This is a genomic window from Pontibacter anaerobius (assembly GCF_026241195.1).
Taxonomy (GTDB): Bacteria; Bacteroidota; Bacteroidia; order Cytophagales; family Hymenobacteraceae; genus Pontibacter; species Pontibacter anaerobius.
This window is the reverse complement of the sequence record NZ_JAPFQO010000001.1, coordinates 357,218-373,075: the sequence shown is the minus strand read 5'-3', so window position 1 is coordinate 373,075 and position 15,858 is coordinate 357,218. Positions and strand designations below refer to the sequence as shown.

At 51.2% G+C, this 15,858-nt stretch carries 12 protein-coding genes; 8 read left to right on the top strand and 4 right to left on the bottom strand.

Translation table 11 applies throughout. From position 1 onward, the window contains the following. Positions 1-65: 65 nt before the first annotated feature. From OO017_RS01760 to OO017_RS01750, 3 genes are all read left to right on the top strand, one after another. Positions 66-1,298, top strand: coding sequence for a M16 family metallopeptidase (locus tag OO017_RS01760; RefSeq protein ID WP_266050712.1), 1,233 nt, complete (start codon positions 66-68; stop codon positions 1,296-1,298). Positions 1,299-1,370: 72 nt separating this feature from the next. Beyond that, the gene (locus tag OO017_RS01755) at positions 1,371-2,015 is read left to right on the top strand and encodes an O-methyltransferase (protein ID WP_266050711.1); all 645 of its coding nucleotides are present in this window, start codon (positions 1,371-1,373) and stop codon (positions 2,013-2,015) included. A 299-nt stretch (positions 2,016-2,314) separates the two neighbouring features. Further along, positions 2,315-4,615, top strand: a complete 2,301-nt coding sequence (locus OO017_RS01750) for a LysM peptidoglycan-binding domain-containing protein (RefSeq protein WP_266050710.1) — start codon at positions 2,315-2,317, stop codon at positions 4,613-4,615. A gap of 138 nt (positions 4,616-4,753) precedes the next feature. Here the strand turns inward: OO017_RS01750 and OO017_RS01745 are convergent, their stop codons facing one another. After that, on the bottom strand, positions 4,754-6,073 hold the full coding sequence (locus OO017_RS01745) for an MFS transporter (protein WP_266050709.1): 1,320 nt from the start codon (positions 6,071-6,073) through the stop codon (positions 4,754-4,756). A gap of 277 nt (positions 6,074-6,350) precedes the next feature. Between OO017_RS01745 and dnaE the strand changes: the two genes are divergently transcribed. From dnaE to trxA, 3 genes are all read left to right on the top strand, one after another. Beyond that, the gene (gene dnaE, locus OO017_RS01740) at positions 6,351-9,974 is read left to right on the top strand and encodes a DNA polymerase III subunit alpha (protein ID WP_266050708.1); all 3,624 of its coding nucleotides are present in this window, start codon (positions 6,351-6,353) and stop codon (positions 9,972-9,974) included. Between the two features lie 268 nt (positions 9,975-10,242). Beyond that, entirely contained in the window at positions 10,243-10,788 is a 546-nt protein-coding gene (locus OO017_RS01735) for an REP-associated tyrosine transposase (RefSeq protein WP_266050707.1), read from the top strand. Between the two features lie 285 nt (positions 10,789-11,073). Continuing rightward, the gene (gene trxA, locus OO017_RS01730) at positions 11,074-11,400 is read left to right on the top strand and encodes a thioredoxin (protein WP_114783039.1); all 327 of its coding nucleotides are present in this window, start codon (positions 11,074-11,076) and stop codon (positions 11,398-11,400) included. A gap of 71 nt (positions 11,401-11,471) precedes the next feature. On the opposite strand, the gene OO017_RS01725 is transcribed toward trxA, so the two are convergent. The 3 genes from OO017_RS01725 to OO017_RS01715 all read right to left on the bottom strand — a co-directional run bounded on the left by OO017_RS01725 (position 11,472) and on the right by OO017_RS01715 (position 14,702). After that, positions 11,472-12,131: a hypothetical protein gene (locus OO017_RS01725; RefSeq protein ID WP_266050706.1), complete on the bottom strand. Its 660-nt coding sequence runs from the start codon at positions 12,129-12,131 to the stop codon at positions 11,472-11,474. Between the two features lie 88 nt (positions 12,132-12,219). Continuing rightward, positions 12,220-12,669 (bottom strand): DUF421 domain-containing protein, encoded by a 450-nt coding sequence (locus tag OO017_RS01720; protein ID WP_266050705.1) that lies wholly within the window; start codon positions 12,667-12,669, stop codon positions 12,220-12,222. A gap of 101 nt (positions 12,670-12,770) precedes the next feature. Next, a complete protein-coding gene (locus OO017_RS01715) occupies positions 12,771-14,702 on the bottom strand; it encodes a hypothetical protein (RefSeq protein ID WP_266050704.1) in 1,932 nt (643 codons plus the stop codon). Positions 14,703-14,831: 129 nt separating this feature from the next. Here OO017_RS01715 and OO017_RS01710 point away from each other — a divergent pair, with 129 nt between their 5' ends. After that, positions 14,832-15,242 carry a DUF5329 family protein gene (locus OO017_RS01710; protein WP_266050703.1) on the top strand — a complete coding sequence of 137 codons (411 nt, stop codon included), beginning with the start codon at positions 14,832-14,834 and terminating at the stop codon, positions 15,240-15,242. Between the two features lie 62 nt (positions 15,243-15,304). Then, positions 15,305-15,661, top strand: a complete 357-nt coding sequence (locus OO017_RS01705) for a SpoIIAA family protein (protein WP_266050702.1) — start codon at positions 15,305-15,307, stop codon at positions 15,659-15,661. Positions 15,662-15,858: the final 197 nt, after the last annotated feature.

Here is a 15,858-nt window from a genome sequence, read left to right as displayed (position 1 = left end):
CCCAGCCTTTCCTCCGGTAATTCCGGTACTTTTTCCGTACCTTTGCAGGCTAATTTTAGAATTGAATGCCTGATTATCATATCCATACTTTACCCAACGGAATAAGAGTTGTACACAAGCAGGTGCTGCACACCAAGATAGCCCATAGCGGCTTCATGATGGACATTGGCAGCCGCGATGAGCTGCCGCAGGAGCAGGGCCTGGCCCATTTCTGGGAGCACATGGCCTTTAAAGGCACCCAAAAACGCAAATCGTTCCACATCCTTAACCGCCTGGAGACTGTGGGCGGCGAACTCAATGCCTATACCACCAAGGAGAAAATCTGCTTCTACAGCTCCGTGCTGGACAAGCACTTCGAGAAATCCTTTGAACTGCTAACCGACATTACCTTCAACTCTATCTTTCCAGAAAGAGAAATTGAGAAAGAGCGCGGTGTGATCTTGGAGGAGATGGCCATGTACCTCGACACGCCGGAGGAAGCCATCGTGGATGAGTTTGATGCGGTGGTGTTTAACGGGCACGCACTGGGCAACAACATCCTGGGCACCAAAGAGAGCGTGTCTGGCTTTCAGAAGCAGGACTTCCTGGGTTTTATAGAGCGCAACCTGAGCACCGGTGCCCTGGTGTTCTGCTCAGTGAGCAACCTGCCTTTCGAGAAGGTGGTGAAGCTGGCCGAGAAGTACCTGAGCCACATCCCAAGTATAAAGAAGCACCGCGAGCGCGTGCCGTTTACAGGCTATACGCCAAAGGCCGTAACTCTTGAGAAACCGATCTCGCAGGCGCACTGCGTAATCGGTTGCCCGGCCTATGCCCTGGCCGATGACCGCCGCATCCCGTTCTTCATGCTGAACAACCTGCTGGGCGGCCCCGGCATGAACTCGCGCCTGAACCTGGCCGTGCGCGAGAAGCACGGGCTGGTGTATACCATCGACTCCAACTACGCCACCTATATCGATACGGGTCTGCTGAGCATCTACTTCGGCACGGAGAAAAAGCAGCTGAAGCGCACCACCTCGCTGGTGCTGAAGGAGTTGAAGAAGCTGCGCGAGAAGCAACTTGGCTCGCTGCAACTGCACACTGCCAAAGAACAGCTGATGGGCCAACTGGCCATGGCCGAGGAGAGCAACATCGGCCTGATGATGATCCTGGGCAAAAGTATCCTGGACCAGGGTAAGGTGGAGTCGCTGAACGAGATTTTCGACAAGATCAAAAGTATAGAAGCCTCAGACCTTCTGGAGATTGCCAACGATGTGCTGCGCGAGGAGAACCTGAGCTTCCTGAATTATGTACCGAGTTAATGGCTAAATTGCTGCATTGTTAAATTGTAGATCACTAAAAACCAGCAATGCAGCCATCCAACAATTAAAACTATGGAATTTATAGACGAAGACCTGCTGCGCTACTCTGAGGATCATACTTCGCAGGAGAGTGAGCTACTGCACAAGATAAACCGCCAAACGCACCTGAGCGTGATGAAGCCGCGCATGCTGTCGGGGCACCTGCAGGGGCGCTTACTGTCGCTTTACTCCAAGATGATACAGCCGAAGCAGATTCTGGAGATCGGCACCTACACCGGCTACTCTGCCCTGTGCATGGCCGAGGGCCTGCAGCCGGGCGGCACCCTGCACACGGTTGACATAAACGAGGAGCTGGAGGAGCGCGTGCGGGGCTACTTTGATGAGTCGGGCTACGGTGAGCAGATGAAGCTATACATTGGCAACGCGCTGGAGATCGTGCCGACTATAGAGGCCGCCTTCGATCTTGTATTTATAGATGCCGATAAGATCAACTACACCCGCTATTATGAGATGGTGATAGACAAAGTGCGCCCCGGCGGCTACATCATCGCCGATAACGTGCTCTGGAGCGGCAAAGTGCTGGAGAAATACCGCAAAAAGCTGGACGAGGACACCAGGGCCGTGATGGATTTTAACCGGCATGTGCACGAGGATGAGCGCGTGGAGAATATCCTGCTGCCCGTGCGCGACGGCCTGATGATCGCCAGAAAAAAATAATATTTTAAGGAGAGGCACTCAAAAGCTTCTCCTTTTTTCTTCTCCTCCCCCTAAACCCCTATACTTCTGCAGCTTAGCCTATCCACCTTATTTTTAGAGTCAAAATTTATACTTTTCGCACTCAAAAAAATAATGCAGGAAGTTGGTGTATCGTTTTAGAATACGAAGCTTTTTACGTTAATTTTGCATTAGCTATATTCTATTCTAAACGCATTAACATATAGTCATTTATCTATAGTTAACTCAACAGAAAGTAGAGCCTCCGTATCACAGTTAATCAAACTTAAGCGTCTCTCGTCATGAGAAAATCTTTGCCCACTTTCCTCGCTCTCCTGCTTTTGCCCTTGCTGGCGCTGGCACAGGGCGTAACCGTACCTAACAACATCTATTTTGCCGACATCCACCTGAAGCTTAACAACAGGGCGCAGGCCGAGATACAGAAAAAAGTAGACGCCTTGCAACGCAGCAAGTTATACTTTCAGATGAAGGTGGACCTGGCCGATGCCTACTTCCCGATAATAGAGCGCGTGTTTAAGGAGGAGGGTGTGCCGGACGACTACAAGTACCTGGCCCTACAGGAGAGTGGCCTGATCGGCGATGCCGTGTCTACCTCCAACGCAGTGGGCTACTGGCAGTTTAAGCGAGAGGCCGCCCTGGACTTTAACCTGCGCATGGACCGTATGGTGGACGAGCGCCGCCATATTGTGGAAGCCAGCCGCGGCGCAGCCAAATACTTTAAGCGCAGCAACGGCTTCTATAATAACTGGGTTAACTCACTGCTGTCGTACTACCTGGGCTACACCGGCGCAAAGGCCTATACCAAGCCGTCAGATAACGGTGCCCGTGAAATGGATATTACGGAAAGAACAAACGAGTATATCCTCACTTTTCTGGCGCATAAGGTGGCCTATGATGCCTTTGTGGGTAAAGCAAACCCGCCGGCGGTGTCGCTGCGCGAGCTACGTGCCAACCCGGGCCAGAGCCTCTCCGAGATTGCCGTAGCCACCAAAACAGATTACAGTGAGCTGGAGAAGTATAACAAGTGGCTACTGGGCAACTCCATCCCTTCTGACAAGGATTACTACGTGATGATACCGGTACGCAACGGCAGCGATGTGAACCTGGTGGCCTCAGCCAAAGAAGCTACCCCTGCTCTACCTCGCCAGAACAGCTCCAGTAAATCAGCAGCCATGGTGAAGCGCAACAACCTGAACGCGCTGGTGGCCCGTGAGAAAGACACCAAAGACAAGCTGGCACTGCAGGCGGGTATCTCCACCAGAAGGTTTCTGAAGTATAACGACATGCACAGCTTTGATAAGATTGTACCGGGCACTGCCTATTACATAGAGCCAAAGCGCACCACTGCCGATGCCGAGTTCCACGTGGTGCAGCCGGGAGAGACGATGCAAATGATTTCGCAGCACTATGGCATGCGCCTGAGCTACATGCTCTTCAAAAACCGCATGAAGCGCAACGAGGTGCCGGTGCCTGGCCGTGTGCTGTGGCTGCAGAAGCGCCGCCCTGCCCATACCCCTGTGGAAGTACGCGACCCGAACAAGCAGAACGTAGCCGCGGCTTCCAAGCAAAACTATGAGCCGGTGGCAAGTGCAGCCCCATCAGCCCCTGAAAAAGATAACTTCTTTACCCGCTTGCTTGATAAGCTGAAAGGCAACACACAACCTGAGAGAGAAGAACCCATAGTGGAAACGTCACCTGTTGCCGAGGAGGAGACGCTTGAGGAGACTCCTGCGGTAGAAGTCGCACCAGCAGCAGAAGCTCCGTCTACACAGGCACCGCCAAAAACAAACACGAATTTATACCCGGGCACCACTAAAAATGCTGCTACTAAGGCAAAGGAAGAAGTACAAGAGGAGGAAGAATTTGCAGAGGTAGAGCCGGAGTTAGAGCCGGCTCCGGACATGGAGGTTGACCCGTTTGTGACAGAAGAAGCTGAGCCAGTGGAAATACCGACAGCTACAACAGCACCGGTAAAAGCACCTGCCGCTGCTGCAAAGGAACCTGCCCCGGCACAGCAACCAAAGGCAAACGCCACCACCCATATCGTGAAGCAGGGCGAAACGCTTTGGGGCATTTCCAGAATGTACGCCGTAAGTATAAATGATTTGACAGCGTGGAATAACCTGAGCGATGCGCCACTGAAGCTGGGGCAAGAGTTGCTGATAGCCGAACCGCTGCAGCAGCCCACCGAGTTGCCGTTTACAGAGGACGCGGCCGAGACACCCGCCACCATGCTAAGCACCAGCAGCGCCTACCACACCGTAGACGCCGGCGAAACACTGTACCAGATATCCAAGAAGTATAACGTACCGGTAGACCAACTGCGCCAGTGGAATAGCCTGCAGGGCAGCGCCCTTAGCCTGGGCCAGGAGCTGCGCGTAAAAGCGCCTGCCGCACCTGCTGCAGCACAGCCAACCAGCCCGAAAGCTTCCGGCACTGTTTACCATACTGTTGCCGCAGGAGAAAGCATGTACCAGATTTCGCGCAAGTATGACGTTACCATTAAGGATATCATGGAATGGAACAACAAACCGGATTTCTCGGTAAGCGCTGGCGAGAGGCTGGAGATCAGGAAGAAGTAACGTTTTGGTTATTGGTTGTTAGAGGGATGGTAGAAAGGTAGCAGCAACCGACGACCTGAAAAACCTCTGCATCATAAAAGTATAAAGCCGGCCCTAAAGCCGGCTTTTCTTTTTTCCTCCTAACAACCAATAAACAACCTACTGCTCCTCCTGCGCCGAGGTCATGCTCGCAGCCGATTGCAGGCCAGTGGCAATCTCCGGCACTATGCCGAGGCGCTCATAAATTGGCTGTACCATGCGGCGGAGCTTTGGCCGGTTAATGGCAAAGGGCACAACACTGATGGCACACAAGAAGCCGCACCCGGCCAAAGTGTACTCTACCCCCACCTGCTCCGCCACCGAACCAGCCAACATACTTCCCAAAGGGGCCATGCCCATAAACGCCGTGGCGTACAGGCTCATCACGCGCCCCCGCTTGTCATCATCCACCAGCGTTTGCAGCAGCGTGTTGCAGGAGGCCATGGTCACGATCATGCCAAAACCGCTGAAGAGCATGAGTGCTAATGAGAGCAGGAAAACCTCGGAGAAGGAGAAGGCTATCAGTGCCAGCCCGAACAACGACATCGTGAAGATGATCACCTTGCCCAAGCCAACCACCGACTTCCTTTGTGCCAGGAACAGCGCCCCGCTCAGGGCACCAAAACCAGAGGCCCCCATCAGGTAACCCAGGGTATTGGCACCGCCCTGCAGAATATCCCGGGCAAACACGGGCAGCAGCACCGTAAACGGCATCCCGAATAAACTCAGCAGCGCCACGATCGTGATCAAGGCCCGAATGGGCGGAAAGCCGAAAGCGTACTGAAAACCAACTTTCAGCGAAGCCCATACTTTGCGTTCCTGCCGCACCCGCTCAAAAGGCTTCAGGCGCAGCATCAGCAGCGACCCGATTACGGCAATGTAACTGATGGCATTGATCAGGATGCAAATCCCCTCTCCTACCACCGCGATGAGCAAACCGGCAATGGTTGGCCCAACCAGGCGGGCCATATTGAAGAGCGAAGAGTTCAGGGCAATGGCGTTGCTCATATCCTCCCGCCGCTCGATCAGCTCTACCACAAAAGCCTGCCGGGTGGCAATATCGAAACCGTTAATCGTGCCCAGCACGGCACTCAGCGCCAACACATGCCAGATCTGGATGGTATCGGTTAGCACCAGCGCCGCCAGTGTGGAGGCCTGCAGCATCGAGAGCGCCTGCGTTACGATCAGTACTTTATGGCGGTTAAACTTATCGGCGAGCACCCCGGCAAAAGGCCCCAGCAAAAACGAGGGAATCTGGCTGGAAAACGTTACGGCACCCAGCAGGAAAACAGAGTCGGTGAGGCGGTACACCAGCCAGCTCAACGCGATCTGCTGCATCCAGGTGCCGATCAGCGAAATCCCCTGCCCCACAAAAAACAACCTGTAGTTGCGCGAGCTTAACGCCCGAAACATACCACCCAATTTCTCTACTGCTGCCATAGTTTTACTTCTGCTGCACCTGCTTCGGCACAAGCCTATACTTACGAGAAGTTCAAGTTTAAGAGTTATACTTTATTTACCCGAATTTTATGAATAAATCTGTGCCAGGGTCGGGATTAATCTTTCCACATATTTGTTACAGCAAAGGCCTCTTTGGGTTTGGGAGGTGGCCCAATTTTCCGTAATTTTAACATCCCGAAAATGACTTACAAGTATAGATTTTTTCAGATACAGAGGTCATTCTTAATTCTTCTTTCGTAATTCCTAATTCCCCGAAATGCCTGTTTTTTCGCATTTACACACCCATACACAGTACTCGCTGCTCGACGGCCAGGCCAGCATCAGCGCGCTCATGAAAAAGGCGCAGGCCGATGGCATGCCTGCCGTTGCCATGACTGACCACGGCAACATGTTCGCCGCTTTCAACTTCGTGAACGAGGCCAACAAGTATAACGTGAAGCCGATCGTGGGCTGCGAGTTTTACCTGGTAACTGACCGCCATCAGAAGACCTTCAGCAAAGAGGTGAAAGATGTGCGCCATCACCAGCTGCTTCTTGCCAAAGATCAGGAAGGTTATCAGAACCTGGCCAAGCTTTGCTCCATGTCCTACATCGAGGGTATGTACAGCAAATGGCCACGCATTGATAAAGAGCTGCTGGTGAAGTATAGCAAAGGCCTTATTGCCACCAGCTGCTGTATTGGCGCCGAGGTTCCGCAGGCCATACTTTGGAAAAGCGAGAAAGAAGCTGAAGAGATATTTAAGTGGTGGCTGGATGTGTTCGGTGAGGACTATTACATCGAGATTCAGCGCCACGGACTGATGAATATTGATGGCACCGGCAAAAGCCAGGAAGACATAAACCAAGTGCTGCTGAAGTGGGCCAAAAAGTATAATGTTAAGGTAATCTGCACCAACGACTCGCATTATGTAGATCAGGAAGACTGGAATGCACACGATATCCTGCTTTGCGTGAATACCGGCGAGGACCAGAGCACTCCGGTTGGTGACTTTACCACAAAATATTACCGTTTTCTATCGGATGACCAGAAGGTGATCTATGATACGGTCGAGAACGTACGCAACAAGTATGGCCACCAGTCTAGTGTGCGCCAGATGTTGAACCGCATTGACGAGGCCGGTCCGAAAACGCGCTTTGGTTTTCCGAACGATCAGTTCTATTTCAAGACACAGGCCGAAATGAACGAACTGTTCAAGGATGTGCCTGAAGCTGTGGACAATACCAACGAGATCGTAGACAAGATAACGCCTCCGAAACTGAAGCGCGATATCCTGCTGCCCAACTTCCCGATTCCGCCGGAGCATGCCGGCCCGGATGCGTACCTGCGCCACCTTACTTTTGAAGGAGCCAAGAAACGCTACACTGATATTACTCCTGAGGTAGAGGAGCGGTTAGACTATGAGCTGCGAATTGTGGAGACCATGGGTTTTGCCGGCTACTTCCTCATTGTGCAGGATTTCATTAACCGTGGCCGCGACATGGGCGTGTTTGTGGGGCCTGGTCGTGGTTCTGCGGCCGGTTCGGCGGTGGCCTACTGCATCGGTATCACCAACATCGACCCGATAAAGTATAACCTGCTGTTCGAGCGATTCCTGAACCCGGAGCGTGTGTCGATGCCCGATATTGATATTGACTTCGACGACGTGAACCGCCAGCGTGTGATCGATTACGTGGTGGACAAGTATGGCAAAACGCAGGTAGCCCAGATCATCACTTTCGGTACCATGGCCGCTAAGTCGTCGATAAAAGACGTGGCGCGCTCTACTTCTCTGCCTTTGGCTGAGGCGAACGAACTGGCCAAGATGGTGCCGGATACCCCTGGTACTACCCTGGCGAAGGCCTTTATGGAAAACCTGGACCTGGCTGCTATTCGTGAAGGTACAGATCATCGTGCCGCCGTGCTGAAGCTGGCGGAAAAGCTGGAAGGCTCTGTTCGTAACACCGGTATCCACGCCGCAGGTGTGATCATTGCCCCGGACGACATCACTAACTATATCCCGGTATCTACTTCCAAAGATGCTGACCTGCTGGTAACGCAGTTTGATGGTAAGGTGATTGAGAGTGCGGGCATGCTGAAGATGGACTTTTTGGGTCTGAAAACCCTCACCATCATCAAAGATGCTTTAGAGCTGATCAAGAAGAACCACGGTGTTGAGATTGATATTGACACTATTCCGATTGACGACGAGAAAACCTACCAGCTTTACCAGCGCGGCGACACCATTGGTACGTTCCAGTTCGAGTCGGAAGGTATGCGCATGTACCTCAAGGACCTGCAGCCTACCAACATTGAAGACCTGATCGCCATGAACGCCCTTTACCGTCCAGGCCCGATGCAGTTCATTCCGAACTTCATTAACCGTAAGCATGGCCGGGAAGAGGTAGAATACCCGCACGAACTCCTGGAGCCGATCCTGAATTACTCCTACGGTATCATGGTGTACCAGGAGCAGATCATGCAGACGGCCCAGATTCTGGCGGGTTACTCGCTGGGTGGTGCTGACTTGCTGCGCCGTGCCATGGGTAAGAAGGACATGAAGAAGATGGCCGAGGAGCGTGAGAAGTTCATTGCCGGAGCCGCTGAAATTCATAAGATCCCGGCTAAGAAGGCCTCTGAGGTATTCGACGTGATGGAGAAGTTTGCCCAGTACGGCTTTAACCGCTCCCACTCCGCCGCTTACTCGGTAGTAGCTTACCAGACAGGTTACCTGAAGGCGCACTACCCTGCTGAGTACATGGCTGCGGTGCTTACCAACAACATGAACGACATTAAAAAGGTGACGTTCTTTATTGAGGAAGCCCGCAAGCAAGGCGTTGCTGTACTTGGTCCGGATGTGAATGAATCGTTGCTGAAGTTCAACGTGAACGAGCAGGGGCAGATCCGTTTCGGTTTGGGTGCGATAAAAGGTACCGGTGAAGCTGCTGTAGAGGCCATCATTTCTGAGCGTGAGAAGAACGGCCTGTACCAGGACATCTTCGACTTTGCCAAGCGCATTAACCTGCGCGCCGTGAATAAAAAAACTTTCGAAAGTATGGCCCTGGCCGGTTGCTTCGACTCCTGGGAGTTATACCACCGTGCACAGCTTATCGAGGTGCCCGAAGGCGAAAGTATGCCTTTGCTGGAAAAAGCCGTGCGCTACGGCAACAGCTACCAGGCTGAGCAACAGGCTGCGCAGCAATCGTTGTTTGGTGGAGGTGCCGCCGTGGCAGCCCCATTGCCTAAAATACCGGAAGTACCCGTTTGGACGCAGGCCGAGATGCTTCGCCGTGAGAAAGAAGTAGTAGGTTTCTATATGTCAGGCCACCCGCTCGACCAGTTTAAGCTGGAAATTGACTCTTACTGCACCTGCGGACTTTCTAATATCGAAGAATATAAAAACCGCGATGTGAACGTGGCCGGAATCGTGACCGATGTGGTGATTCGCACGGCCAAGAACGGCAACCCATTTGCCCTGTTCACCATTGAGGATTACGACACCTCGATGCAGATGGCACTGTTCGGGGAGGATTACGTGAAGTTCTCGCCATACCTGAAGATGGGTTTATACTTGTTCATCCGGGGCAAAGTGCAGCTGCGTTACAAGTCCGAAGATCAATGGGAGCTGAAGCCGCAGAACATCCAGTTGCTGGGCGACGTGATGGACAAAATGGCACAGGGTGTGCAGCTCAACATCAACCTGCAGCTCTTCACGCCTAACTTGGCAGAGGCGCTGGAAAACTCCATTGTTTCCAGCCCGGGCCAAAAGCGCCTGGAGATAACCCTGCACGTGCCGGAGGAAAAGCTAGCCCTGCCAACCTACTCCCGCAAGTATAGAATCGATCCTAAGATGTTCCTGAATTCGATTAAGGATATGGGGCTTGGAGAGTATAAGCTGTTGTAATTTGAAGATCTGGAGATGAGGGGATTTGTAAATGAATCTGCTCGACTGTTAAAGTATAAACGAGGTATGCTGCAGTAGTGGCATACCTTGCTTGCTTTTGCTTTTTCTTTTCGCCCATCCGGACATCCTTGTCCGGATGCACTCTGCCGGGGACATCCGTGTCCCTGTATTGTAAATAACGCGGACGTGGACGTCCGCAGCAGAGGGGTTTCGGACATGGATGTCCGAAACAGCAACTGAAAAGGTTTATGCAAAGTATAAATCCAGCATGGGATTGAAAAACAGAATCATACCCGGCGGTTTATACTACCAGACAATGACTGTAGTGGATTGGGTAGATATCTTTACGCGTCCTGTTTACAAGCACATCATTGTAGAAGCTCTTAAGTATTGTCAGGAGATGAAAGGCCTGCGCCTTCATGCTTGGTGCCTGATGAGTAATCATCTGCACCTCATTGCTTCAACTGATGAGGACAAAAGTTTATCCGATATTCTAAGAGACTTCAAAGGCTATACAAGTCGTAAAATCGTGGCTACCATTCACGAGGAGCCTGAAAGCCGCCGGCAATGGCTATTGCACCGTTTTGAGTTCAACGCGAAGCTCAACCCCAAAGTACTTCATTACAAAGTATGGCAGGATGGCAACGAAGCCAAAGAGCTAACCTCCAACGCCTTCATCGATCAGAAACTTGAATATATTCACCAGAGTCCGGTGCGGGCTGAATGGGTGAACAAACCGGAACATTACCGCTGTAGCTCTGCCACAAATTATGCCGACGAGGGTGGGCTGGTGCAGGTCGAGCTGATGGACTAAGCACACCTCTTTACAAGCTACATTCCACTTCCTACACCCCCTCCCCTGCACATTTTCCCGCTTTTACTTGCTTCTGAAACTTTTATTTACAACATTTGTTTATACAAACATATAGGTATCCTACAGGATTTTAAGCCGTAAGTATAACAAATGCCGCAGTTGGGTGTTACTTATGCCTCTAGCACGACAGCTTGTCAGGCTACCGAAGTTTGGATCTGTATTTGCCAAACCTGTAATTGTTACTATATTTAACCATTGAATTAAACACAACAAAACGATAAAGTTATGGCTAACAAAGCGATAGAAATCACAGACGCAAATTTTGATGAGATCATCAATTCAGATAAACCAGTACTGGTTGACTTTTGGGCAGAGTGGTGCGGACCTTGCCGCATGGTAGGCCCGATTGTAGAAGAACTGGCTGGCGAGTACGAAGGCAAAGCCGTGATCGGTAAAGTAGACGTAGACGCTAACCCGCAGACTTCTGCTAAGTTCGGTATCCGCAGCATTCCTACGCTGTTGGTTTTCAAGAACGGCGAAGTGGTAGACAAGCAGGTAGGCGCTGTGCCTAAAAACGTGCTGTCTCAGAAACTGGACGCTCAGATGGCGTAGTCTGTGTAAGACATAAAGTATAAAAAAGGCTCTCCTTTACCGGGAGAGCCTTTTTGTTTGCCCAAGCACTGCTATTTCACCGACACCTCCAACCGCACCATCAGGTTCTGGTTAAATTCCTCTTCCTCAGCCCTGCTCTTTTTTGCCCCTTTTGCCTGGTCTATCTCTATCCAGACAGGCTCATCCGTCAGAAAGCGGTAGACATAGAACGGGCAGGTGTCGCACTCATTTGTCATGCCCACGTAGGGGCCGCTATCCTGCTTTGTAGCCTGCGGCCAACTTACAGCAGCAAAAACGCCCTCATCCGGAAGCGTAAGGTTATACTTTGAGATATCGATCCAGTGCCAATAAGTGTTGCTTTTCGGCCTGATCACCAGTGGCTCCGGCAACAGCGGCTCCCCTGGCATACCCGCAGAGTCTACAGCGTACAGGTACACCTGCAGCTTGTTTGGCTTTCTGAAAAGATCCGGAAAAGAGCGCTTATGGTAAATATAAACGCCTATTCTATCTATAAAACCGGAGTAGCCTTTAGACGGGATGTGGTATGCAGTTTGGTAATGAGGGTAGCGTTTGCTTCCGCCATGGCCATAGTCAGCTTTCTTCTGCGATGTGCCCAGCACCTCTTTGCGCAGGTCTGGCCTTACCACCACTTCCTTTAGCTTTACCTGGTCTTGGGCATAGCTGTTTAAGCTAAGCAGTAACAGTAACAGCCAGGTAATGCCAGGTTTCATAGGCTTACAGCAACTTTATGGTTCTACAAAGAAACAGGATTTTCTCTAAACCCACTATTATTATAAACACCTCAGAAGTAGTTACTGTTTACGCCTCGTCATCATTTTTAAGTATGATACTGATTTTTCCGCTACGCTCCAGGTAGGCATGCTGGATCCTGTCTACGCCTGCATGAGTCCCTGAGCTCCTAACCGCCTCTTTCAGGTCGTTTTCCGTCACACTGCTTTCCTCCATAGCTTTGCGCTGCATTTTGCCGTCTTTAACTAGCGCCTTGGGCCTGCCTTTGATGAACGCACCCAACCCGAAGTGGGTATGGAAGGCGAAAGATGCCAGTAGCTTGTGCAGCATCACCAACACAAAGGCAGCGGCTATAGTAGGCCAGAACGGCGAGTTGCCGGTAATCGTTCTACTCAGAATGGAGCCATAAATGATTCCAAGCACAATATCGAAGGCAGAGTTTTTACCGAAAATACGGTGGTTGCCGATACGTATAATGAGCAGGGCGGCAAAGAAAACCCCCACCGCCCTTGCAGACATTTGCCACCAGGTTAGTGTTTGATCATGAATACCAAAGACCAAGTCGAAATATTCTCCCATACCCAGAAAACGAAGCGCTTTGGCCGAGAGTTCTATTTAGGCTAGCTGGCGTCTTCGCAGTTGCAGAGGCTTTTATCCAAAGTATAGATCACATCGAAATCTTTCTCCACCTCCTGTATCTGGTGCTGCAGGCGCGCATTGTACTCCTGCACTTTGTCCAGGCGCTCCTCGGCCAGTTCCTTCTTGTTCATGGCATCCAGCATTTTTATGGACTTGCCCAGCTCGCTGTTTTTCTCATGCATGCGGCTGATGTATTTGTCCAGGCCGTCGCTGGTAGATGCCGAAGCCATCTGCAGGTTGCTCTCGATGCACAGCTGGCGCTTCAGGAACTTGAACACGGTTGCTTCCGCATTTTGATTCAATTCCTCTTTCTTTTTCAGGGCCTGCTTTAGCTTAAAGCTGTCGTAGCGTTTGTTATAGTCGGTTATGGCCTCGCGTACTTTCTCGCGGCAGGTTTTACACTTGCTTGCGCTCGCTTTCTCCAGCAGGGCATTACGCTGCGGCATGGTTTCATCGTTTGCCTCTGTGGAGCCCAGTTGCTGCACGTCTTTCTGAAACACCTCACCGTACTGGCGCTCCTCCAGCTTCTGCGTCAGGCGCACAATGGCCTCGCCCTCGACCGAGGCCGACAGGAACTCCTGCTTCGGCAGCTCTATGGCATACAGCCTGGCCAGTGCCGCCTCGCGCTTGTCCGGCGAGTTCCATGACTTTGGGTCGTTTTCCAGCTCACGCAGCGTGTTTACCAGCAACTTGCCATTCTTCAGGTTGTGGTCTGCCTCTAAGTATAAATCCGCATTGGTAAGTATAGACTCGTACTCTGACCGGAAGATGTTCTGGTATGTGCTGTTCTTGGCGAACTCTTTCTCGCGCGCATCAAAAATACCCCTCAGCCGCTTGTACTCCTGCACAATGCCAAACAGGTTCTTGGAGTTGATTTCCGCGCTGTTATTGCGGTAGTTCAGCCGATACGTGTTCAGGTTGTGCTTCATATCGGCAAAAGAGCGCAGGTACTCAATAAACAGCTTCTCCTGCCGGAACGTCTCGTCGTTTATCAGTTGCTGGTCGTAGGCTGCCTGTATCTTCAGTTTGCGCTTCTCGATCAGGTCCAGCGTTACTTCATCGCCGGTCAGCACATCCATCTTGTAAAGCGATTTGTAGTTGGCCACCACCATGTAAGGGTAATCCTTGTAACCTGTCATTTCCTCCAGTTGGCGGCGGTCCAGCTTGTTGGGGTTTTTCTGCAGGTAGTCGGTTAGCTTCACCGTCTTAATATCCACTTTCTTCACATCGTTCGGCACAAACACATAAATGCGCACCGAGTGCAGGCGTGTATCGAAGTCCTGGCCCTCGTACAGACGGATAGTGGAGCTAAACTTATACTCTTTGCGGCTGGCCCTGGAATTGAGCAGGTTGCCGAACTCTCCCACCAACGACAGCACCGCACCGGTCGGCGTAGTCAGCTTGGAGATTGCCATCAGTTGATTGGCCACCAGGTTAAACACCTGGTCGCTCTGGCCGTTGGTGATGGCTTTGGCGTTGATCACCGCATCGATGTTGTTATTGGTTGAGCCCAGCGGCATTTTATCGATGATCCGCACCACTTCCTGATGGTCACTCACCTGGGTCTTATAGTCGTTCTTGTCCTGGTCGATGGCAAAGTTGTAGAGCGGGTACACGATGTCGTCGTTGCCGAAAAGCTTCATGTTCTTCAGCTGCGCCGTGATCATCAGGTACTCCAGCACGTTGCCATACTTCTTCTTCGGCTTGCGCTTACCTGTCTCCAGCTCGTTTATGACACGGGTAAATTTATTGCCGTTGTAGAGATAAATATCGGTAGAGAGGTATTGCCATTCATCCGAAAACTGGAAATCATCGTTGTAACTATACCCGAGGCGGGTTTCGATGTTGCGTTGGGCCAAAACTGCCTGTTGGCAGACTAGTAAAATAACTAAAGCTGAAATTATTCTTCTCATAGATTACGTTGCTGTCTTGAGGCCGGGTCTGCTACGGCAGCACCAGCCCGGCTGCGACCACTAAACGTTAAAGATTGAACTTAAGTGCATTAAAGATGCTAATAATAACGCTATAATCATAAAATTAATATGAAATCAAAGATGAAGGCATGCGTGCTGTTAGGTTTTACCCTTTGCACCGGAATGGCCTCTATAGGGAATGCATCGGCACAATCAAGCTCGATAGCCACCTCAGAAATAAGTAACCCCAGGCTTAGCGAAAGCCAGAAAGTAGAGCGCCTGATACAGTTTGTATCCAAAATGGAAGGGGCCACTTTTATTCGCAATGGCAGCGAACATACCTGCCGCCAGGCCGCCGAGCACCTGGAGTCGAAGTGGGAGAAGCACCAGGATGACGTAAAAACGGCAAAAGGCTTTGTGGAGGAGCTCGCCTCCCGCTCCGGCCTGACAGGCGAACCGTATACCATCCGCTTTGCCGACGGAACTGTAAAGACCACGAACGAAGTGCTCCTATCAGAACTTAAACAACTGGAACAGTAGTAGTTAAAGAACGTAACACTCTTCTCGCTCGTATGGCAAAGTATAAATAAACCGATGCCTCTATGCTACAGCTACTCGAACAATCTAAAGACGACCTGGTTGCTTTCCGGATCTCAGGCAACGTTGACCGAAGCGACTACGATGTGATGCTGCCCCTGCTGCAGGAGCGCATCAGGCAACATGGCAAAATTCGGGTGTATGCAGAGGTTCAGGACGTGGAGGACTTCTCACTGCGCGCGCTGTGGGAGGACATCAAGTTTGACATAAAGCACGCCTTCGATTTCAGTAAAGTTGCCTTGGTGGGTGATGAGAAATGGGTTGACTGGCTGACGGTGATGGCAAAGCCTTTTACCAGCGCTGAGGTGAAATATTTTGACTTTACCCAACGGCCACTCGCCTGGGATTGGATTAATGCCTGATTCAGGGGAAAGTATAACACAGCAGGGCCGGCAAGTATACTTGCCGGCCCTGCTGTGTTATACTTTCCCCTGGTTTATAATTTGATTATACTTGGTAGCTACCGCTGAACTTAAGATCATACTTTTCTCGGCTGTCTGCCGTGGGTTACCTAATTCGCACACTAGTACTCACCGGTTTATACTTTCATTGCCTCTTT